Origin of the sequence: Trichococcus patagoniensis (assembly GCF_003051085.1) — a bacterium.
GTDB lineage: Bacteria > Bacillota > Bacilli > Lactobacillales > Aerococcaceae > Trichococcus > Trichococcus patagoniensis.
Genome location: NZ_QAOM01000006.1, coordinates 1 through 22219 on the forward strand (window position 1 = coordinate 1; position 22219 = coordinate 22219).

Consider the following 22219-nt stretch of genomic DNA (forward strand, 5'->3'; position numbering starts at 1 on the left):
CGATCATGCGATCAAGAAAACTATGCGGTATTAGCACCCGTTTCCGGATGTTATCCCCCTCTTATGGGCAGGTTACCCACGTGTTACTCACCCGTCCGCCACTATCTTCTCAGTGGAAGCAAGCTTCCATAGAAAAGACCGTTCGACTTGCATGTATTAGGCACGCCGCCAGCGTTCGTCCTGAGCCAGGATCAAACTCTCATGTAAATGTGGACTCTTGTACAGAAATCCTACATGTTAAGCTGATAGCTCTTAATTTCTTGCTGACTTGATGTTTGCGATACAAAGTATCGTCTTCGTTTGCTTCGACCGAAGTCTAAGCTCCTTGCACATTTGGTTCGTTCATTCTTTATTCAGTTTTCAAAGGTCAATCGTGTATCACGTGTTACGTGATTGCTTATTCATATTAGCACGGCTTCGTTTATCCGTCAAGCTTTTTTTGAAATATTTTTCAAAAAACTTTACTGACGACCGCTCGAAGCAGCAACTTTTATATCTTATCACCCACACGATTGCATGTCAACAACTTTTTTCGATTGTTTTATTTGCTATCGCAGACAACTTTTAAATATTACCACCGGCGACCTTCCCTTGTCAACGCTATTTTTCAAATTTTCCTAAGTAACTAAATGAAAAGCCTGCCGCAATGCGACAGACTTAACGAAATTTATTATAAATTACAGTTCGTCATATCCGATATTGAATGTATCTGCGCCGCTCAGATTGCCGGTTTCGAAGCCTTTCGTGAACCAGCGCATGCGTTGCTCCGATGTGCCGTGCGTAAAGCTATCCGGTACGACATAGCCTTGGTACTGTTTCTGCAGGGTATCATCCCCTACGGCAAAGGCAGCCTGCAGGGCTTCTTCGAAGTCGCCTTCCTCCAAGACACCTTGCTCCTGGACATAGTTTGCCCATACGCCGGCCAGATAATCGGCCTGCAGTTCCAAACGCACATTCAACTCATTGTATTCCGTCTCGCTGACTTGGTTTCGGTAGCCTTGCACCTGATCCATAATGCCCAGAAGGTTCTGGACATGGTGGCCGACTTCATGGGCGACGACATACGCCATCGCAAAGTCTCCGGACGCACCGTATTCTTGCGACAATTGGTCATAAAAACTCAAGTCGATATACAATTTTTGATCGGCTGGACAATAGAACGGTCCGACTTGGGAACCGGCCACCCCGCAGGCGGATTGCACCTGGCCGCTGAAGAGCACCAGCGTCGGATTCACATATTCCATGTTGTTGTTCGCAAATTCTTGGGTCCAGGCATCTTCTGTATATGCCAGTACGACCGATACAAACTCGGCCATCTCGTCCTCGGTCTTGTTGCTTGTTTCGGTGATGCCAGTCTGTGGTGTTTCAGTCGGCGTGCTGCCGACCCCACCAAACAGATCGCCTCCTCCAAACAAAGCGATGAGGATCATGATGATGATTCCAAAAATACCGCCGCCCGCCATACCGCTCATGCCCAGGCCGCCGCCCCCCGTCGAAAAGCCGCCACTGCCGCGCCGGTCCTCAACGTTCGAACTTCTCCTTCCACCTTTCCATTTCATAGGAATACCTCCAAATATTCTATTTTTGGCATCGCTGGCTCTGGTTCTGGTTCTGCCCACCCAACCAGACTTTTACCGCAATCCGAAAATCGATTTCTTTCTTACACTTATTATATAGTATTGACGGATAATTTAAAAAAAATACACCTGAACGAGGTCTGGATCGATGCTTATGCAATGATCCAACGATTTAACCACAGCTAGACAGGACGCCTTATTTCGGCACCCGATTGCGCGCATATTGATAAAAAAATATCCATGATGGCCCTTATTACTTTTGTTCATTTTCCGTTCAATTGTCCCTAATGCCCAAAAAACCTACTATTCGTGTGATCTTTTCGGGTGCTTCCGATTTTTTCGGATCGGATTCATTTGTGAATATATAAATATACTGAAATTATATTGATTACTTCCGTTTAGGGGAACACCATGAATATAAGCCTATACAACTTATCCAGAAGAGTTAGGCCGCGGCAAAAAAAGAAGCTAAGGAGCGATGCATAATGGGAAAATCGGGAAGAAGTCATTGCGCAGACCGAGGAAAAATTCGGACCGATTACGGTACTCGTGAACAATGCAGGCGTCGGCTTCATCGTCAACATTTCCTCTGGCCGAACAGGGAGACGTCTATGAATACATCAAACAATTGGAAAAGGACATCCCTTTGAGAAGGACCGCAAAACCGGAGGAAGTGTCCAATCTGGTCATCTACCTTGCTTCTGATGATTCGAGCTACTCGACCGGCTCGCAATTCGTCGTCGACGGTGGGATGATTTCCGATCTTTGAGATTCTTTGAAATAACAAGGGTCTTATCATACCGAAAAAAAACGCGCAACGGCTGCCAAGATAGTTCTGGCAGCTGTTGCGCGTTTACTCAATCTTCTTGTTCTTCCAAGTCTTCGACTTCTTCGATCGTCATACCTTGGTGCTCCTGCATGTATCGCTCTCTTTCTTTGTTGCGGTACTTGTCCATCTTGCGGCGGAACAATTCGCCGTTGGAAGGGGGCGTCCAGCTGATGGCATTGGCACCAGCGTTGATCACATCCAGAATCGTTTCATCCGTCGGGCCGCCAGTCGCGATGATCGGAACATCAGGGAAATTTTCACGGATGCGGCTCACAATATAGGCCGTATCCTTCCCTCCGCTGACGTTCAGGATATCTACACCGGCATCCAATCGTTCTTGAATATCCATGTATTCCGTCACGATCGTACAGACGATCGGAATGTCCACGGTTTCCTCGATTTGTCTGATGGTATCGATCGGTGTCGGCGCATTGACGACGACTGCCAAGGAACCCTGCGCCTCCGAAAACAAAGAGATGTTGGCACTGCGCTTGCCTTGGGTCGTCCCGCCTCCGACACCGGAAAGGATCGGAATGGTTGAGACATTTGCGATACTTTGGATGACCGCCGGATGCGGGGTAAATGGATAAACCGCGATGACGGCATCCGCATCGTTATTCAGGATGATGGCGATATCCGTCGTAAAGATCAGGGATTTGATTCGTTTTCCGAAAATCCGGATTCCGGAACAGTTTCGGATCACACTAGGGACTTGCACGGTATCACTGCGCAAATCGGTTGTGATGCTTGGTGCTTCTCTTTTGATTCTTGGTTCCATTATTTCGCTCCTTTTCTGAAAATTTAGATCATAAGTTATGTGCCGATCAGCCGATGATAAGGTTCTCTTCCTTCAGGACTTCCGAATAGAAGACTGCACGCGCGGCTTTTCTTCTCGGCTCAACGATGAAGGTCAGGATGCCGAAGATGGCGAATGCCGCCAACATCAGTCCGACCAGTAACAACGCTTGATACAGTAATGCATCGGAGTCAGCCGTTGCCGCTCCGGCGTACATTGAAAACGCGGAAACACCGATTCCCAAGAACAATGCGACCGGAATCAGGTAGACGACAAAATAAGTCAGATCCAATTGGAACAAGCGCATCTTTTTGCCTTTCATGAAGGCTTCACTTTGTCTCAGGATATCCGTCGTTTTCATGTCCGGATTATCAAAATAAATGAAGTTCGATAATGCCAAAGAGTACAGCTTCATGATGCCCGGTATGATCAGCAGAACGGACCACAAAATGACGTAGACGGCCTGCAGCGCCAACACACCTAAAGTTTTGGACAATTGGTTTTCGAACGGTTTGAGCAAATGCCCCGACGAAAGCGGCGTACCGTCCAGCATATCCAGATAGCCCCATTCATTCCCCATCTGCATGGAGCCGATGATCAGCGCCACGATGATCGAAAGGACAACATTCAGGGTCGTTTGGAAAGGTGAAGACTGCATCGAAAAGACCGAATCCCAATTCGGCAAGGTATCGCCCGTCATCTGCATATTCAACGCACTTTCGCCCGTCAGCGTTCTTACTACTGATTGCATGACGCTGTTCGCGATCGTGATCAGGATCAGGTTGAGTACTGCCATTTTATAATTGCCGCGTAAATATTCTCTAGCCATGGATCGAATTTCTTTGTTCGTTAACATATAATTATGACCACCCCTTACAATTTTCGATAGTATAAGTATACCATAATTGAACAATTTGCAACGCTTTCAGATAATTGTCTTTCATTAATTTCATCACTAATACGTCAGCGTTGTTGTTCGTCAACTTTCGCTCCGCAATTCGGGCAAAAATGCGCGCCTTGCGGGTAGGAAGCACCGCAGTTGGAACATCTGCTTTCCAGCGGTTCGCCTGTCTGATACAGCTGTAGATCGCTGTCCCGGATCGAAACCGTTTCTTTCCGCTGGATTGCTTTGCCTACCTGCGGATCCAGCAAATACCAGGTATCGCAACAGGTTGTGCGGACGAGATATTTTTTCCCGAATGTGATGACCGGGATGAAAAACAGGCGGAAACGATTGCCCACGAGATAGACCTCATAGCGCCCGAAGTGTCCGCAGCGGCTGCACGTGATCGTCTGGTTGTATTCCAGTTGCTTGCGGAACGGCAATACGTCAAAAAATAAAAACATTAGTCAGTTCCCCTTTCCAATTCTTCGAATGCCTGCTCGTATGCGCGCACTGTCGCATCGTCAAAGCAGACAAAAGTTATTTCTGTGACGTCGGATCCCGGATGCTTTTCCAGATATTTCCGGACGGTTCCGACAGCGATTGCGGTCGCCCGTTCCAGCGGATAACCGTAAATGCCGGTGCTGATCGCCGGGAAGGCAAGCGTGCGGATTCCGTTGGCGTCGGCCAATTCCAACGATTTTTGGTAGCACGAGGCAAGCAAATCCGATTCACCGTGCGTTCCGCCCCGCCAGACAGGACCGACAGTGTGGATGACATGAGCGGCCTTGAGCCGGAAGCCTGGCGTGAGTTTCGCCTCGCCGGTTCGGCACCCGTTCAACAGACGGCAAGCGGCCAACAATTCCGGCCCGGCGGCACGATGGATGGCGCCGTCTACTCCGCCCCCGCCGAGCAGGCTTTCATTGGCGGCATTAACGACGGCATCGACTTCGCATCTGGTGATGTCGCCTTTCTCCAAGCGCAATGTTGTTTGATTGATCTGCACTCTATTCATTCCCATTCCTCCCTAAATACCTATTCAGTCCGGACATCTCAACACGTACACTTTACCAAAATTCCGGTTGATTATCCATTTGGCCGAATCGGGTCGGTTTGACCTCGCTGAGCGGGCGCTCTTCTGGACTTTTGACCCGAAAAGGAATTAAATGAAGATGAAGAAATAAGCGGAAAGAAGGTTTTCGAGATGGCGGACAACCAAAATAAAAAGAAGCGGATCCTCGGCGTCGAAAGCAATATTTTCTTTGTCGGTTTGACCAGTTTCCTGACGGATACAACGACAAAGATGGTCTACAGTATCCTGCCTTTATTCCTGACCACATTAGGCGCTTCAAAAACCGAAATTTCACTGATCGAAGGCATCGCCGAAAGCACTGCTTCCGTCCTCAAATCCCTCTCCGGCTGGTGGAGCGACAAAATTGGCCGCAACAAACCTTTCATGATCATCGGTTACGGCATCACCGCCCTGCTTTCCCCGCTCTTCGCATTCGTGACGACGCCGCTGCAGGTTCTGTCGATCCGCTTTGTCGAACGCGTCGGCAAAGGTATCCGCACCGCTCCCCGGGACAGTCTTGTGGCCGGATCTTCCGAGGAAAACAACAACGCCGGTTTGAATTTCGGTTTCCATAAGGCGATGGACAACAGCGGCGCCATCGTCGGGCCGCTGATTGCCTTTGCCGTATTGGCTGCTTTCCCCGGCGATTACCGGCGTGTCTTCCTGTTTGCAGCTATCCCGGGATTTTTGGGGCTGCTGTCGATCATCTTTTTTGTTAAGGAAGCCAAGCGCGCCAAATCGGAGCGGCTCGGCAAATTGGCCTTCCGTGATTTCCCCAAGGACTTCTCCCTTTTTCTGCTCATCGTTTTCGTTTTCACGCTGGGGAATTCGACGGATGCCCTGCTTTTGATCAAAGCGAGCGACGTCGGCGTCAGCGATGCCTTCATCCCGATCATGTACCTGGTGTTCAATGCGGTATCGGTCGCCTTTGCCGTTCCGCTAGGGAAACTGTCCGACAAAATTGGCCGCAAGCGGATCATCATCGGCGGCTACCTGATGTTCGCGCTGATCTATTTCGGTTTCGGCAAGGCTGCGACCCCATTCGCCATCGTCGTTCTGTTCGCCTTTTATGGCCTTTACAGCGCTGCGACGGACGGCATCCAGAAAGCGCTGGTCTCCGACATCATCGGCAAGGAAAAGAAAGGCACCGGGCTGGGCCTCTACAACGCCATCTTGGGGATGACGCTGCTTCCGGCCAGTCTGATCGGCGGGTGGCTCTATGACAAGTTCAACAACCAGGTGCCCTTCTATTTCGGTTCCGCTACCGCCCTGCTTTCCGCCTTTTTAATGTTCCTCTTCTATCAGCGCGGCAAACGTAATGGATCCGCGCACGCGTAGTAAAATGTTGCATTCAAAGGGGACGGGCCTGCGGCGAGATTCCCCGGCAAAATGGTTTTGGCGGGGAATCTTTTGTTGTTCGCTGCCATTTTCCCCCGCCAAGCTTGCTTTGGCGGGGAATCTCGCCGCATAAATTCAATTCCAAAACATAAGGCTGTAGCAAACCAGAACGTACAATTCTGATTTGCTACAGCCTTTTCGGTTATTTCAACAATTTGGCGAGGGCCGCCATCTCTTCTTCGCTGAAGGTCAGTCCTTTGCCCATCTTTTCGTGTTCCGGACTCCATTCGCGGATGTCGTATTTTGGCGGTCGGCCGTTCCAGCTGACCAAGTTCAACTCTTTCGTCCAGCCTTTTGCGGATGTGGACAGGACGCCGAGTTCTTCGACGATTTCAAATGTGATGTCTGCCATGGTTAGGATCCTTTCTTTTTTGGGAATATGTGGACTGCCGCCTGATCGGTTTTCGGATCGGCAACTTACCTCTTTATTATAACGCAACCCGCGCTTCATTTAAAATATCCGCGTTTTTTCGAAAAACGTGTTTTTGGTTTTAATCTTTGTCGGGTGTTTTGCGGTTTTCGGTCGGTACCGCATGCAGGATTTCAGCCGCCATCATTCCAGTGAGAGCTGTCAGGCTTTCCATTGATCCAGCACCTTGATCGCCAAAGCCGAGAAGTAATCAGCGGCGACAGCCAAAGCTTCCTCTTTGAGGTTGAATTCAGGATGGTGCCATTCGCGCGTGCCTTCGACGCCCATGAACACGAAGAAACCGGGGATAAGCGTCTGATAATGCGCGAAATCCTCCCCACCGGCGACCGGTTTCGGCTCTACGGATCGATAGCCCTGTTCGGCAGCTGTCTCTTCCATGATCACCTTGAAACGGGCATCATTGTCCACGATGGAAACGTACGGGTGCCAGCGGAAATCGGCAACCGCTCCGAAACCGGCCGCAATCCCTTCAGCTGCGCGGCGCATCAAGGCTGGAATTTTCTCGCGGTCTTCTTTTTGGAAAGCACGGACGGTCCCTTCCATGTAGACTTTCTCGGGAATGACGTTCCAAGAGTTGCCGCCGTGGATCTGGGTGATGCTGATGACGGCATTGTGGAAAGGACTCGTATTCCGGCTGATGATCGTCTGCAGACTGGTGATGATCTGGCTTGCGATGACAATCGGATCGATGGTCGAGTCCGGAATGCCGGCATGTCCGCCGACACCGTGGATTTCCAGTTCAAAACGATCCGCGCTAGCCATCAGTCCGCCTTCACGGATGCCGATCGTGCCGACCGGCAGATCCGGCTTGTTGTGCATCCCGAAAATGGCGGAAACGCCCTCCAAAGCACCGGCTGCTTCGACCCACTTCGCACCTTGCGCGATCTCTTCGGCTGGTTGGAAAATGAATCGGACCGTGCCTTTCAGTGACGCTTTTTTGCCCTGAAGCAGGATTGCCGCCCCAATCATGGAAGCCGTATGATAATCATGACCGCAGGCATGCATGAGTCCTTCCGTTTCGGAAGCGAACGGCAGACCGGACGCTTCCTTGACCGGCAAAGCGTCGATATCCGCACGCAGCGCGATCGTCGGACCCGGCAGTGCGCCCACGACTTCCGCAATCAGACCGGTCTCCAGCGGGAAGTCGAGAATCGTGATCCCTTCCTCCGACAGCCAGTGGCGTATGCGCTCGGTCGTCGCAAATTCCTTTGCGGACAATTCCGGATGCGCATGCAGTTCGCGCCGGTAAGCGACCATCTTTTCGTAGAGCCCTGTTTTGGTTTGTGTGTCCGTTTGCGTTACAGTCATGGTATCATTCTCCCTTTTAGTCTCAGCTTTCATCTTTTTCACTAGTTGTTTCAGGAATTATTTTGTGCAGACCTGCTGCGGATTGCCATCCGGCTTTCCGGTGGCCTTGTTCCACTACTATATCGATTCCGTTCAGAACGGTCAACTGATTGCTTCTATGATTATTTTTTTGAAATAAGCGATGATGTGCCCCAAAGTGAGCGCCAGGAATCCAGCCCGAGATGCACGACTATTTCCCGACGAAGCGACCCTCACCGGGAATTTAATAGCGGTTCCGCACCTGTTTCCCGATGAGGGGGGCCTCATCGGTTTTTCGGCTCCCACTCCCACAAAAAGGACCGATAAACACCCATTATTACAGTGTTTTTCGGTCCTTTTCCGGTATCATCTATTCTATTTTTCTGAATTCTTCAGGTACAGCACCGTTTCCTTGTCGGAGGCAGTCGGCAAAACGTAGGCGGTCTTGTATTTCTCATGGCCTTTACCGGTCACCAGGATCCAATCGCCTTTCCGAGAATCATTCACGGCTGTTTGGATGGCCAATGTCCTGTCCATCATGACGTCAATTTTATGCATCCCTGCAAATTTTTGCTGATACTCGGCATATTCCTGCCTCATCGTTTCTTCCGGAACATCATTCAGATCGTCGGTCGTCAAGATCACGCGCGCACTCTGGGCTGTCGAATCCGCGATCATTTCATCCCGCTTCGTCGCATCCCGGTTGCCGCGGAAGCCGAAGATATGCGTGATCCGCTCGGCACCGTCCTTATGCATCGATGTCAAAATGGAACTGACCGCTTCCGGTGTATGCGCGTAATCGACGATACAGTGGACCCCATTCTTCAGATCGACGATTTCGTACCTGCCCGGCACGCCCGCAAAAGAACGCATCTGTTCCGTGACAGCCGCCAACGGATAGCCGAGATCCTGAATGACAGCACCCGCCATCGCGATATCGTAAAGATTGTGTTCACCGGGCATATGCGGATCCAGCGCCGCCAACTTACCCGAAATGTCCAATGTGACCGCTTGGTTCGTCATCTTTTTGATGGACATAACGGCATCCTCTTGATGACCCACGGTGATTACCGGAGTCCCCTTTGCGACCAGACGCTGCGCCAATTTCAAACCCCAGCTGTCATCGGTATTGACGACCGCTTCCCCATCCGGCTTCAGCTTGTTGAACAGAAGCGCCTTGGCTTCGAAATAGGCCGCCATCGTTTTGTGGTAATCCAAATGGTCGTGCTGCAGATTCATGAACAAAGCGTAATCGAAAGCGACACCCTCCAGACGGTATTGCTTCAGGCCGTGCGAGGACACTTCGATGACAACAAAGTCATCATTTGAAGCCGCAATCAACTCATGCACCTTTTCGGCATTCGGTGTCGTGTTCGGCGTCGAATATTGGATCCCGTTGATTTCATTGTAGATGGTGCCGATCAGGGAAACGCTAAAGCCTTGTTGCTCCAGTAAGTGCTTAAGGAAAAAAGCAGTCGTCGTCTTCCCGTTCGTGCCGGTAATGCCGATGACGCGTTTCCTGCCGGAAGGATGCTGATAGAACTTATCCGCCAACTGTCCCAAAGCTTGGCGACTGTTGGCGACTTGTAGGTAAGGAATCGGTAATGCCTCTGGGCTATCGTGTTCGCCGACGATCAAAGCGGCCCCTTGTGCGATTGCATGCGGGATATAATCATGGCCATCCTGTTCAAAGCCAGCGATGGCGACAAATACCATTCCGTCCGTGATGTCCCTGGAACTATCGGTAATGCCGGTGATTATTTGTTCTCCATCCCACTTCGGCTGCTCTCCCAGCTGATAATCAGACAGCATTTCTTTCAGTTTCATGGATTTGCTCCTTTAATGATGTTGTAGCGAGTTTCAGTATACTTTCCAAATGCGAAGTTTTTATGAATTTTTGTAAGAAACACGCTTTGCTCTGTACAGGATATAACATCACGGCATTTTCCGGTACTGTTATGTTGCAGAAATTGGCAGTGGCTGGTGGAAACATTGTGATAGCCCTTGATCATTCAAACTTGCCTTATCGATTTCGGAAAACTTCCCGGTCATCCTTTTTGCGCATTCAGTATTTCCCACACGACCGTTACCGTATCGCTGTTGCTTATGTCTTCCGGCTCGAGATCAATCATCGGAGCACTGTCATAAGCCATCTTCGATGAGGCTTCATAAATGCGGGAGCGCACTTCGATTTCGCCCCAATCGTAATCGATCGCCAAAATTTTCCCGAGCATGACACCGCCCGCAGCAGCCAATATCTGTGCCTTCGCCTTGGCGTCACGCACGGCATCCTCAAGCAGGGCTTGCTCGACCGCCTGCCGATCCTTCATGAAAAAATAGACCGAGAATTCCGGATCCGCTTCGCAAGTCGACAAAGCTAACAGGATTTCGCCAAGGCGCTTGCTGTCGTTTCCGAAGGTTACCTTCAGGTCGTTCCGGTAGCGGTAGCCCAGGAAGTAGCGCTTGTTTTCGCCGCGGAAGTCATTCCTGTACTCATACGCGCTGTCGATCGAAAAGTGCGTGGAGCGGATTTCCTTTTTCGGGAATCCAAGCGGCAACAGCGTTTCCCGGACCTGATCCAAAGCCAAGGCCGCATGTTGCATCGCCAATTCATACGTGTCCTTGATGTCCTCCAACTGCAGTGAAATGGCGATCGCATCCGGTGGCGCGCTGGCGAAACCTTTGCCCTTGACAGTCATTCTTGAAATTCCCATTTTAGTTATCCCCTTTTTGAACGAATCTGGTTCATTTTCCTTAATCCTAGCAACCGGAAAGCGGTTTCGCAAAAATTAAGCTCCGATTACCGAAAAAACTATTACTGGATGTGGCTGATCGGGTTTGCTAGCGGAGTTCTTGGCTGCTGTCGACATTCATAAGCTATGTTTTCCTCTGAAACCCGACATATTGGTATTTTGTCGGCTTTTCCACTTTCTTCACTCTTCAAATAGTCGACCGATTGGCATTCTGTCGACTGTTCAGGATACTGTCTTGGGCGTACGCCCGACAGATTGGCGTTTTGTCTGGTATTTTGGGGTCTCCGGTAATCGTTCACCCGACAAATACATAATCTCTCGACAGTGCGGGATACCATCCTGGGCGTACGCCCGACAGATAAGCCTATCGAGTATGCCAAACAAAAAAACAGCCGTTCAAGACGACTGTCGGGTTTCTTCCGCATTCTGTTTCTTTACCGAAAGCCAATCGACTAACGTACGCACACCATACGTCAAAGGGATCGAAAGGTGTATGGCTATCTGCAGACCGTGCAGCAGCAGGAATTCCACGGTATTGATCGGATCAGGAAGATCCATGCCAAAATGATACAACTGATAAGCCCGTTGCACCTGCAGTCCGGCCATCACCAGAAAAAAGGCGTTGCTCAAAAATGGTCGGCGCGTATATTGGTCAAAGAAAGCGTGCCGATAAACTACGTTAACCAAAAAGAACAGGGCACTGATCATGATGATGACCATGATTGCATTTTTGTAAGAAATCCCGCCAAGGGTATCATCCGGCCTAGAGATATAAACAAGAAGCAATACTGTCATCAACAATAAACTATAAAAGCCGAATTTGTAGCGAACCTTTTTCTGATACTCATCATAAAATTTCAAATTCATCCCTCCATAGCTTCCGCAAAAGATCCGACCAATACGTTCATTTCACTTTCCAGCATATCGATTTCGCAATAGGCAAGCTTCGGGTTGTTCGCGGCAAAATATCGGTAAACTTGGTTCACGCGCACGCGGAATTGTTTCGGGGTGATTGGCAACTGGTTCGCATGCTTCACACCACCCTTCTCGCTGAGCAGGAACTTCCCGTTCAGCGCATGAATGACCTGAACCCAAGAGCTGACTGCCTGGAAGAAACTGCCGCTGGCGTAATGGATGCCCCCCTGCATAGCCGAACTGTGGCCATTATCGAGCGAAAGTGCCGCCTCCTTCATGAAATAAGCAATTGTTGCTTGGCGCAACTTTTCCGGGTATGCCTCTTGCGCTGAAAGTTTTTTCTTCATTGCGGTAATCGGACGGTCCGGTGTTTCCCAAAGAATCCTGCCATAATGGATTTCAGCGGCATAGCTGCTGTTCACGATACCGAAAGGATGACCGCTCTCGTGCTTGATCGTAATCTTCCCGTCAAGGCAATCCGCAATGGCGTGCACCACAGGATCAATTTCCCTTAGATTGTAATGTATCGAAACCTCAATATCATCCACCCGGCGAACCACTCGTTCCAGCTCCTGATCGGACAGTTCTCCGGCGACATAGTACAGCAAAATAGCTGATTCCATGCTATTGCCTCCAATGCTGCAACCCACGATGCCTTTCAATCCGGGAATGCTTTTCAGTTCGCTCACAATTTTCTCTCTGTTCACTTCGTTCACACACGTCACCTCGTATTTTTCTGATGGAAAAACTTATCGGAGCGGCCGGTTGGGAAATTTCAAACAACCATAATCACTGGTTCCCGGCCTTAAATCGTGCAATCTAATTACTTTTATCCTATCATTTTTGGGCGATTATCGCAATTTTGACAATGTTATCAGCTTATCAGGATCATTCGCTTTTGAAGTAGAGCCAAAATACTGCTGCTTATTCCCCTTGTCTGCCCCCTGAAAGCATGCTATCATATTATTTATATCAGGGAATGAATGTCTCCCTAAGCCAATCGCTTAAACCGCTTATACAAGCTGATGACTTCTGCGCAATAGGCGCAGTCCGTCTTCAGCTTTTTTAGTGGCAAAAATTTGGAGGTGCAGCTTTTGATCTACAGTATCGCGCTTATTCTTATTCTTGGTTTTCTTCTCAGTTCTCTTTTCACCCGGCTCCAACTGCCCGGTTTGTTGGGCTTGATTTTGACCGGCATCGTGTTGGGTCCATATGGAATGGATCTGATGGCGCCGGAATTGTTGGCCATATCCGCGGATATCCGGAAAATCGCTTTGATCGTCATTCTCGTCCGTGCAGGTTTGACCATGGACTTGGGCGATCTCAAAAAAATCGGCCGTCCCGCCGTCCTGATGACCTTTTTGCCGGCGACCTTCGAAATTTTGGCGGTCATCCTGTTGGCGCCGAAATTGTTGGGCATCAGTTTATTGGAGGCTGCCATCCTTGGAACCGTGCTTGGGGCCGTTTCACCGGCGGTTGTCGTTCCGCGCATGATCATGCTGATCGAGAGCGGCTACGGCAAAGCCAAAGGGATTCCGCAGATGATCCTGGCCGGCGCATCCGTCGACGACGTCTATGTCATCGTCCTGTTCACCTCGTTCATGGGCATGTACACAGGCAGCGGTTTCCAGGCCATCACACTGCTTTCCGTTCCAGTTTCGATTGCCTTGGGTCTGCTTGGAGGTCTGTTGGTGGGCTTGGGTCTCGTTTTTCTCTTCAAGACTTTCCACATCCGCGACACGATGAAAGTCATGTTGGTGCTGAGCGCTTGTTTCCTTTTGGTGACGGTGGAGGATTCGTTCGCCAAATTCATTCCATTTTCAGGATTGCTCGGTGTCATGGCTGTCGGAGCGACCTTATTGAAAAGACGCCCGGAATTGGCCAAACATCTGAATGACAAGTTCTCAAAAATCTGGTCCGCAGCCGAAATCTTCCTGTTCGTGCTGGTCGGGTCGGCTGTCGACATCACAGCTTTGGGCGGCGCCGGTTTTGCGGCCGTTGCCTTGATTTTCGGCGCTTTGATTTTCCGGATGGTCGCGGTCTTCCTGGCTGTTTCAGGAACAAATCTGAATACAAAAGAACGTATTTTCTCCGCGATGGCGTACACGCCGAAAGCCACTGTCCAAGCGGCCATCGGTTCGATCCCGTTGGCTGCCGGAGTCGAAGCCGGCAGCGTCATTTTGAGCGTCGCCGTCTTAGCGATCATCCTGACCGCGCCGATCGGAGCCACCTTCATCGACCGCACCTACAAGACCTTTCTGACAAAATAAAAACGAGGCGCCCTGTCCATCCAACGGACAGGGCGCCTCAGTCGTTTCAACGTTTCTGCATGATATAGAAAACATAGTTGTAATAGGCACTGTATTTTTCGAAATGCTTCATTTCCTGGTGGTTTTCTTCCACCAAAGCTTTTGCGTCCTCACTGTGGCCGTGCCTTTCCAGGAATGCCGCTTCATTTTTCTCATAGTAATGGTAGTAATGGCTCGTCCAGTCCGATTCTGGCAGGACGAAATGAGCCACCGGGATGTAGCCGGCATCCTCCACTTGAGCAATCTTTTCCGCAATCGTCCCCATTTCCGGATAGACGTCGGTCCAATACTTTTCCACAATCTGCGGACGCTCAGGAGTCAGCCAGGAAATTTCCGAAACAACCAAGTATCCGTCTTTTTTCAGCAATGGTCTCCACTCACGGATGCCTCTGGAAAAGCCGATGTTGTAGATGGCACCTTCTGCCCAGATGACATCTAAAGATTCGGGAGCGAAGGCAAGCTGTTCCATATCCATCTCTTTGACCGTCAGACGGTTCGAGATGCCTTGTTCCAGGACTTTGTGTTTGAGGATGCTCAAAAATTCCTTGCTGCTGTCGACCGCAGTGATATGGGCTGGCGTCTGTTCGCTCAGCACCATGGTCTGCGCGCCGGTTCCGCAGCCTACATCCAGAAGTTGTGCTTGCGGGGTCAATTGCGGCAGAAATTGCAACGCTTTGATGGTGCTCTGTTGGCTGCCTGGACCTTGGCGTGGGTTGTTTTTATGAAAATCGATGATCAAATCCAATGTTTCCATGAATTCCCCTCCTGATCTGCATTGTCGTGCCTGTCAGCGTATGGACCTACTGCCGTTCACCGACGACTGTGTAGCGTTGCTTTAGATGTCGTTGTCTTTCGATTTCGTCCACCAGCGCAATCGCGTAGTCCGCATAACTGATGTAACTTTCACCCTCGCTGTTCAGCAGCAGCGTTTCTGCACCTTCCGCGTATTTTCCGGTCCGGTTGCCGTTAGGGTCAAAGTAAGCGGATGGCGATAGGTACGTCCAATTGACCTTGCTTTCCTTCAGTATGCTAAGGGCCTTAGCCATATTCGTTGCAGTCGGTTTGAAGGCTTCCGGAAAATTGGCCGTTTCCATCACCCGGATCGTTTTTCCGGGATCCGCGTAAAGGCTACCGGCGCCACCAACGACGATCAAACGCGTTTCCGGCAGGTGCTCCAGTTCATCGATCAAGGACTGCAGCGAGGTGACGTGCTCCTCTTCCATCCCCGCCGGCGCATTGAACGCATCCACAATCACATCGAATCCTTTCAAATCCTCCACCTGCACATCGAAAATATCCCGCTCCATGATGGCTACGCTTTTGTCTGCGAGCTTGGCGGGATTCCGGATGATGGCGGTCACCTCATGTCCCCGGGCATGTGCTTCTTCCAAAATCAACCTGCCTTGTCTGCCTGTCGCTCCGATGATTCCGATCTTCACTGAAATCCCTCCATCCTGATTTTGAACGTCTTTCTGTCTCTTTCATTTTAGGATTCCGAGCAATAAAAGTAAAGCCGGACACTTTTCCGGAAACGAAAACACCCCTTCCCACAATCGCACTAAAAAAGCCCTGCACAATCCTTTCGGCTCTGCAAGGCTTTTGCTTTTCAATAAGATGTCTAGCGGGCCAAGCCTACCTCTCGGAAATTAGATAAATCTGACCCATTGCGCTCTACGATGCTCATTCAGGGCCAGATTTCCTAAATTTCTTTCGAGGCAGAGCGGGCTTGTCCCGCTTTTCTATCTATTCCGGAACTACATCCCCGATTGTATGCGGATAGATGTTCGCGATGACTTCTTTGTCGATTTTCTTGTTGAAATAGATGCTCATGACCAACGCAAAGACTTCCGCAATGGGAAACGCCCACCAGACGAACGAAACATCCCCCATCAAGGAAAGCAGATAGGCTGCCGGCAGCAGCACCACGACTTGACGAATCATGGAAACCCACAGGCTCAGACCGCCTCTTCCGAAGGCTTGGAACACGGAACCAGAAACGATGTTATAGCCTGCAGCAACATAGCAAAGGCTGATAATCCGCAAAGCCGGTATGCCTATTTCCAGCATTTCCTCGGACGCGTTGAACAGCTGCAGCAGTGTGCCGGGAATCAGCAAGAAAACGGCAGCGCCGATGAACATGATCGCTATCGCATACCTTTTCGACAAGGTGATGGTCTCCTTGATCCTTTCTTTTTGGTCGGCACCGTAGTTGTAGGCGATGATTGGAACCATCCCGTTGTTCAGGCCGAAAACCGGCATGAAGATGAAGCTTTGAAGCTTAAAGTAGACACCGAAAACAGCAGTCGCTGTAGGTGTGAAGCGAATCAAAATATTATTCAGGCTCAAGTTCAGGAAGGAGCCGACAGCTTGCATCAGAATCGAAGGGCCGCCGATGGAATAGATTTTTTTGATCGTCTGCATGTCCGGGCGGAAGCCTTTAAACGATAAAGTGATTTCCTTATTGAAACGGACATTGAAAAAGAACGCCAGTGAAGCCGCGGTTATCTGTCCGATCACGGTTGCGATCGCAGCGCCTCTTGTTCCCATCGCCGGAACGCCGAACCAGCCGAAGATGAAGATCGGATCGAGAATGATGTTCAGTATCGCACCTGTCGCTTGGGTCGTCATCGTGAACAAGGTCCTGCCTGTGGACTGCAGCAAGCGTTCCATGCTGACCTGCATAAATATTCCGATTGAGAAGACACAGATGACTTGCAGGTAATCGATTCCGTAAGCGATGATTTCTGCATCCTTCGTCTGGAAGGAGAAATAAAGCGGGATAAAGAACAATCCCAGCGCCAAAAACAGCAGGAAATGCATTGCATTCAAAAAGATGCCGTTATCGGCCGTGCTGTTTGCGGCTGGGTAATTTTTTTCGCCGAGGCGTCTGGAAACCAACGCATTGATTCCGACCCCGGTCCCGACCGCCAGAGCAATCATCAAGTTCTGCACTGGGAACGCCAAGGATACGGCCGTCAGAGCTTTTTCACTGATCTGGGCCACAAAAATACTGTCCACGACATTATATAAAGCCTGCACCACCATGGAGATCATCATTGGTACGGACATCGAGATAAGTAATTTGTTGACGGGCATGACACCCATCTTATTTTCCGCCATTGCTGGCTGTTTGTTTTGTTGCATATTTTTTTCCTTTCCAAAAAAGTGGAGCCGTCTATTCGACGGCTCGCCTTTTTTGTAGCTATAATTTTTTATGATTCATCTGCCTCTTGGATAGGCAATTCGATTTTGGTCAAGAATTCTTTAGGCGTGAAGCCTTTGCCGTTGTAGTAAGTTTCATAGGAGATGCCATTTGTTTCGAAATCATGGAATGTCAACCACTGGTCCATTTCCTGGTAAAGTTTCGGGATTTCATTATAAGGGCCGATGTGCAGACAGGATACTCGTTTCCCTGACGGAATGATGGACATGCGGATATCATCCTGCGGTGGCAACATTTTTACGATCGGATAGCCGACTTCAATTTCGACGTTTTGCTTCGTGAATGAGTAATAGATTGTGAAACAGGGACCTGCAGGCAGTTCTTCCAACAGATTCAGATAGGTGAGGATCTTTTCTCGGCATTCCTCTATCTTCGTCTGCATATTTTTTAGCGTCGTTTCCGTTTTGATGGAAATGACGCGTTGCTCCGGCTGATTGGTCAATGTGATGTCTGAAATTCTTCCCATTTTACAAAACCCCCTTTAACAAGGCTTGCGATGCACCGACTTTAAAACTTCAATATAAGGATAGCATATTTTTCAGAAAAAAACCCACTTGATGCATCAAGTGTCGAAAAGTTGCCTCTTTTCCAATTGCTTCAGTTCTTTCTGAACGGTTTTCGCCAGACCTAGGTCCGTCAAAACATGCAAAGTATCCCCCGTCTGCATGACCGTTTTCCCTGTAGCGACAACATTCTGTTGGCCTCTGCGGATCGAGGTAACCAACACATCCTCAGGCCAGCGTACAGCACGGATCTCTTTGCCGGAGAAATGGCTTTCGGCTCTGACCGGTAGATCAAACAGATATTTTTTCCCGTTGCGCTTGCTGTCATGCGAAGCAATAAGCCTTTCCAAAAGGCTTTCATAGATGGGATCCACACCCAGCAGATCGGCGGTGACAAAGGCGCTGAATGAACAAATGGCAAGCGGCATCAACTGATTCATCCCGCCGACCATCTCAGTCACCAAAATGATGGCAGTCAAAGGCGCTTTTCCGATGGCTGTGAAATAACCCGCCATCGCAAAAATGATGAAGTGCGGCAAATATTGAGGATCGAACGAAAGCAGGGCTAAAGCCGCTTTTCCGTAGATGGCGCCCAAGATTGCCCCCAACGACAAGATCGGCAGAAAAATGCCGCCGGGAACATTCGCGCCATAGGAAATCATCGAAAATACAAAGCGCAGAACCCATAAGCCAATCAACACTCCCAATGAGAGTTGCCAATTGCTCAAATGCAGGATCAGTTCGCTGCCTCCTCCGATGACCTGGGGAAGAAAATAGCCGATCGGGATGACCAGAATGAATGGCAAGATTGCATTATACCGAGCCGGGATGAATGGAAGCTTGCTGTAGATGTTCGGCAAAGACAGGACCACTTTGGTGTATAGCCAGCCATTCAATCCCAGAAAAACGCCCAAGCCAATAACCAAGCCGTAATAGGCGATCGGGATCGTGTTCATCATGCCGATGTCCAGCGCTGGAGTCAAACCAAAGATGTTCAAGGACACAAAATTTGCCACAAGCGCGGAGGAGAAGGTCGTGATGGCAAGCAAAGGGGAAAAATTATGATGGACTTCCTCGAGGACAAACATCAAGCCTGCCAAGGGCGCATTGAAAGCTGCCGCCAAACCGGCGCCGGCACCGCTCGAAAGCAAAATCTTCTCTTCGACGTCATCCCCTTTTGTGAGACTGCTGATACCTTGTCCCACTGCGGATCCCAATTGGATGGAAGGGCCCTCCCTTCCTAAGAAGAGACCCGATCCGATTGCCAGCAGACCTCCGACAAATTTTTTCCAGAGCACCGGCCACCAGTTAAGGCTGATGATTCCTTGGACTTGTCCCTCCACTTGCGGAATACCGCTGCCCTTGATGTTGGGTTCGCTTTTGACAAGTTTTCCGACGATGACCGCGGCTACCACTGAAAAAATCACCCAAGGGATAAGCCAGATTGGTTCTTCTTGCATGTAGTGATAGCTTTCAATCACTTTCTCCAATATAAATTCAATTCCTAATCTGAAAAGACTGACAATGAAGCCTGCCGATAAACCTACAAGTGTTCCTTTTGCAAGGTAAACTACGCGTTCATCAGCCATGAGCTTCCTGTAGATATCCAAAGGTTATCCCTTCTTTCTCTTATTTTAATGTTTCGAATAAATCAAACCGCCTAAAACTATGTGCATAATTTTAGGCGGTTTTGGTTTTTATCTCGCTCTACTTAGTCGAGTTCTGATTCGCAGAGTTCTCCGCCTAAGCTGATAACCACACGCGGACAAAAAACGTCCGCTTTGTGTTTGTCCTCTTAGTGCTCGAACTCTACCCGCGAATCATCTCATCCCTTTTAGTCGAACTCTGAATTGCAGGGGATTCCGCCTAAGCTGACATTACGTCACGGCCAAAAAACGGCCGTTCTCGTAATGTCCTCTTAGTGCTCACCCCCTACCGCAATTCATCGTATCCTACGCAAACGCGTTCTGAAAAGCAGATACCACTACCGTTTCGCAAATAACGTAGTGAACAAAAGCGGTTCACTTCGTTATTTGCTCCAACGTCCGGGTATCTAAACGCTTTTCATCTCGCTCTACATTTTTTCTGGGGATTGGACGCCTAGGAGTCTTAGGCCTTCTTGCAGGACTGTGGCTACGGACTGCACAAGTGCCAGACGGGCATTGCGTTTGTTGTCTTCCACCAGCACTTTTGTGTTGCCATAGTATTTATTGAATGCTTGGGACAAGTGGATCGTGTATTTCGCGATCACGGATGGCTCGAATTTTTCGTAGGCTTGTTGGATGATTTCAGGGAAACTGTTCAACAATTTCACGACTTCCCATGCGTAAGCGTCATCCAAGCCAAGGTCAGCCGCTTCGGTCGTGTCCAGTTCGACTGCTGCTTTGCGCAGGATGCTCAAGCCGCGTGCATTTGTATATTGGACGTAAGGGCCCGTTTCGCCTTCGAATTGCACGACTTCCTCCAAATCGAAGTCGAAATTGTTCAGACGGTCATTTTTCAGGTCATGGAAAACGACGGCGCCGACGCCGACTGCTTTCGCGACTGCTTCTTTGTCTTCCAAGGTAGGATTCTTCTCATTGATCTGTTTCAAGGAAAGTTCGGTCGCTTCGTTCAGGACTTCCTCAAGCAGGATGACTTTGCCTTGACGCGTCGACAGTTTCTTGCCGCCTTGCGTGATCAGGCCGAACGGGATATGGTGCATGTTTTCTGCCCAGTCGTAGCCAAGCTCTTTCAGAACGGCTTTCAGTTGTTTGAAGTGGTTGCTTTGTTCATTGCCGACTGCATACAGGGACATCGCGAAGTCATAATTGCGTTTGCGGTAGATTGCCGCAGCCAAGTCGCGGGTGATGTACAGTGTTGCGCCGTCCGATTTCTTTATTAGAGCCGGATTCAGATTGTATTTTTCCAAATCAACGATGGTTGCGCCGCGGTCTTGGGTCAGGATACCGGCTTTGTCCAGCAGTTCAACGACTTCATCCATCTTATCGTTGTAGAAAGCTTCGCCGTTGAAGGAATCGAAAGTGATCCCCAACATATCGTAGATTTTCATAAATTCCTGCAGCGACTCGGAACGGAACCACTCCCAAAGATGCAAAGCTTCCTCATCGCCATCTTCCAATTTTTTGAACCAAGCGCGGGCTTCGTCGTTCATGGTATCGTCTGATTCTGCTTCCGTGTGGAAACGGACATATAAAGTCAGCAATTCATTGATCGGCTCAGCTTTGACTTTCTCTTCGTCGCCCCACAATTTGTAGGCCACGATCAGCTTGCCGAATTGGGTTCCCCAGTCGCCCAAGTGGTTGATTTTGATCGGGTTGAAGCCGACTTTTTTCATGATGTTGGCCAAAGAATTTCCGATTACCGTAGAGCGCAAGTGTCCCATCGAGATCGGTTTCGCGATGTTCGGCGAGGACATATCGATCGGCACATTGCCGCCTTTTCCGATGTCGGCTGTTCCGAATGCTTGCTTCTCGGCAGCAATTTCATGCAAGACCGCATTCGTTACCGCTGCTTTTTCAAGGAACAGGTTGACATACGGGCCCACCGCTTCCACCTTTTCAATGTAAGGATGGTTCAGTTGTGCCGCCAAATCTCCGGCGATGGCTTGCGGCGCTTTGCGCAACGCTTTCGCTAGTGCGAATGCCGGAAATGCGACGTCCCCGTGCTCTGTATATTTAGGTACTTCCAGCAATTGGTACACTTGATCGTAGGTTAAATGCTCCGGTACCAGCTTTTGAATCTCTTCAGCAACAATCTTTTTATAATCCATATTTTTTCTGCTCCTTTATTATATGCCTCTGCCTATCCTCATGATGAATGGATCACTTGTCTTCTCGTAGGTGCCGCAAATGCGCGATAACGATAAAAAAAGCCCCTATTCTGCCCTGGCAAAATAGAGACGAACATCCGTGGTACCACTCTAATTCGATAAAGCAATACAGATGGGCTCTGATTAGTTTATCCTTTTGAACCGTTAACGGGGCTAAACCGAATGACGCTACTCACAAATGTTCCTTACAATCTGTCCGATGAACAGAGGACTGCGCTTGTTTTCGAGTCATTTTCTCTGAAGGGCGTTTCCTTCTTCGCTCCATTGCGGGCTTCCACCTTCCCCGCTCGCTGTGAACATTGCTCGAAGTACTTTCTTCATCAATGAATGTGATTACTATCTGTAATACTATATCAAAGCCGGCCCAGTTTGT

At 49.5% G+C, this 22219-nt stretch carries 19 protein-coding genes, 1 rRNA gene, 1 pseudogene, 1 riboswitch and 1 other annotated feature; of the genes and pseudogenes, 3 read left to right on the top strand and 18 right to left on the bottom strand.

Annotated features, from left to right (window positions below; genetic code table 11):
- Both C8U37_RS04870 and ypfJ read right to left on the bottom strand, forming a co-directional pair.
- Positions 1-207: ribosomal RNA gene (locus C8U37_RS04870) — 16S ribosomal RNA — on the bottom strand; the annotation flags it as partial.
- Positions 208-677: 470 nt separating this feature from the next.
- Positions 678-1559 carry a KPN_02809 family neutral zinc metallopeptidase gene (ypfJ, locus tag C8U37_RS04875; protein ID WP_108032149.1) on the bottom strand — a complete coding sequence of 294 codons (882 nt, stop codon included), beginning with the start codon at positions 1557-1559 and terminating at the stop codon, positions 678-680.
- Positions 1560-2163: 604 nt separating this feature from the next.
- Here ypfJ and C8U37_RS14635 point away from each other — a divergent pair.
- Positions 2164-2346, top strand: a pseudogene (locus tag C8U37_RS14635) (SDR family oxidoreductase); the annotation flags it as partial.
- An 88-nt stretch (positions 2347-2434) separates the two neighbouring features.
- Here C8U37_RS14635 and C8U37_RS04885 read toward each other — a convergent pair.
- The 4 genes from C8U37_RS04885 to C8U37_RS04900 form a co-directional block, all read right to left on the bottom strand.
- Positions 2435-3184, bottom strand: a complete 750-nt coding sequence (locus tag C8U37_RS04885) for a beta/alpha barrel domain-containing protein (protein WP_108032151.1) — start codon at positions 3182-3184, stop codon at positions 2435-2437.
- A gap of 46 nt (positions 3185-3230) precedes the next feature.
- Positions 3231-4031 (bottom strand): DUF975 family protein, encoded by an 801-nt coding sequence (locus C8U37_RS04890; RefSeq protein WP_170100194.1) that lies wholly within the window; start codon positions 4029-4031, stop codon positions 3231-3233.
- Positions 4032-4165: 134 nt separating this feature from the next.
- Positions 4166-4549 carry a zinc ribbon domain-containing protein gene (locus C8U37_RS04895; protein WP_108032153.1) on the bottom strand — a complete coding sequence of 128 codons (384 nt, stop codon included), beginning with the start codon at positions 4547-4549 and terminating at the stop codon, positions 4166-4168.
- Positions 4549-5100 (bottom strand): O-acetyl-ADP-ribose deacetylase, encoded by a 552-nt coding sequence (locus C8U37_RS04900; RefSeq protein ID WP_108032154.1) that lies wholly within the window; start codon positions 5098-5100, stop codon positions 4549-4551. The genes C8U37_RS04895 and C8U37_RS04900 overlap by 1 nt, the downstream gene beginning before the upstream one ends.
- A 189-nt stretch (positions 5101-5289) precedes the next feature.
- On the opposite strand from C8U37_RS04900, the gene C8U37_RS04905 reads away from it, so the two are divergent.
- The gene (locus C8U37_RS04905) at positions 5290-6495 is read left to right on the top strand and encodes an MFS transporter (protein WP_108032155.1); all 1206 of its coding nucleotides are present in this window, start codon (positions 5290-5292) and stop codon (positions 6493-6495) included.
- A gap of 202 nt (positions 6496-6697) precedes the next feature.
- On the opposite strand, the gene C8U37_RS04910 is transcribed toward C8U37_RS04905, so the two are convergent.
- From C8U37_RS04910 to C8U37_RS04935, 6 genes are all read right to left on the bottom strand, one after another.
- The gene (locus tag C8U37_RS04910) at positions 6698-6907 is read right to left on the bottom strand and encodes a YdbC family protein (protein ID WP_108032156.1); all 210 of its coding nucleotides are present in this window, start codon (positions 6905-6907) and stop codon (positions 6698-6700) included.
- Positions 6908-7126: 219 nt separating this feature from the next.
- Complete coding sequence (locus C8U37_RS04915; protein WP_108032157.1) at positions 7127-8293, bottom strand: amidohydrolase; 1167 nt, start codon at positions 8291-8293, stop codon at positions 7127-7129.
- A 393-nt stretch (positions 8294-8686) separates the two neighbouring features.
- Positions 8687-10138, bottom strand: a complete 1452-nt coding sequence (locus C8U37_RS04920) for a UDP-N-acetylmuramoyl-L-alanyl-D-glutamate--2,6-diaminopimelate ligase (protein ID WP_108032158.1) — start codon at positions 10136-10138, stop codon at positions 8687-8689.
- 221 nt (positions 10139-10359) lie between these two features.
- Positions 10360-11025 (bottom strand): SIMPL domain-containing protein, encoded by a 666-nt coding sequence (locus C8U37_RS04925; protein ID WP_108032159.1) that lies wholly within the window; start codon positions 11023-11025, stop codon positions 10360-10362.
- 435 nt (positions 11026-11460) lie between these two features.
- Positions 11461-11925 (bottom strand): hypothetical protein, encoded by a 465-nt coding sequence (locus C8U37_RS04930; protein WP_146161811.1) that lies wholly within the window; start codon positions 11923-11925, stop codon positions 11461-11463.
- 2 nt (positions 11926-11927) lie between these two features.
- The gene (locus C8U37_RS04935) at positions 11928-12602 is read right to left on the bottom strand and encodes a hypothetical protein (RefSeq protein WP_146161812.1); all 675 of its coding nucleotides are present in this window, start codon (positions 12600-12602) and stop codon (positions 11928-11930) included.
- A gap of 343 nt (positions 12603-12945) precedes the next feature.
- Positions 12946-13021: riboswitch (Fluoride riboswitch) on the top strand.
- A gap of 43 nt (positions 13022-13064) precedes the next feature.
- On the opposite strand from C8U37_RS04935, the gene C8U37_RS04940 reads away from it, so the two are divergent.
- Entirely contained in the window at positions 13065-14249 is a 1185-nt protein-coding gene (locus tag C8U37_RS04940) for a cation:proton antiporter domain-containing protein (RefSeq protein ID WP_245879764.1), read from the top strand.
- 46 nt (positions 14250-14295) lie between these two features.
- Here the strand turns inward: C8U37_RS04940 and C8U37_RS04945 are convergent, their stop codons facing one another.
- The 6 genes from C8U37_RS04945 to argS form a co-directional block, all read right to left on the bottom strand.
- Positions 14296-15042, bottom strand: a complete 747-nt coding sequence (locus C8U37_RS04945; protein WP_108032163.1) for a class I SAM-dependent methyltransferase — start codon at positions 15040-15042, stop codon at positions 14296-14298.
- A 46-nt stretch (positions 15043-15088) separates the two neighbouring features.
- On the bottom strand, positions 15089-15727 hold the full coding sequence (locus C8U37_RS04950) for an NAD(P)-dependent oxidoreductase (protein ID WP_108032164.1): 639 nt from the start codon (positions 15725-15727) through the stop codon (positions 15089-15091).
- A gap of 304 nt (positions 15728-16031) precedes the next feature.
- A complete protein-coding gene (locus C8U37_RS04955; protein WP_108032165.1) occupies positions 16032-17432 on the bottom strand; it encodes an MATE family efflux transporter in 1401 nt (466 codons plus the stop codon).
- A gap of 68 nt (positions 17433-17500) precedes the next feature.
- Positions 17501-17977: a GyrI-like domain-containing protein gene (locus C8U37_RS04960; RefSeq protein WP_108032166.1), complete on the bottom strand. Its 477-nt coding sequence runs from the start codon at positions 17975-17977 to the stop codon at positions 17501-17503.
- Between the two features lie 96 nt (positions 17978-18073).
- Positions 18074-19603, bottom strand: coding sequence for a ClC family H(+)/Cl(-) exchange transporter (locus C8U37_RS04965; protein ID WP_108032295.1), 1530 nt, complete (start codon positions 19601-19603; stop codon positions 18074-18076).
- A gap of 485 nt (positions 19604-20088) precedes the next feature.
- Positions 20089-21786, bottom strand: a complete 1698-nt coding sequence (argS, locus tag C8U37_RS04970; RefSeq protein ID WP_108032167.1) for an arginine--tRNA ligase — start codon at positions 21784-21786, stop codon at positions 20089-20091.
- A gap of 122 nt (positions 21787-21908) precedes the next feature.
- Positions 21909-22179: a binding site (T-box leader), on the bottom strand.
- Between the last annotated feature and the right edge of the window lie 40 nt (positions 22180-22219).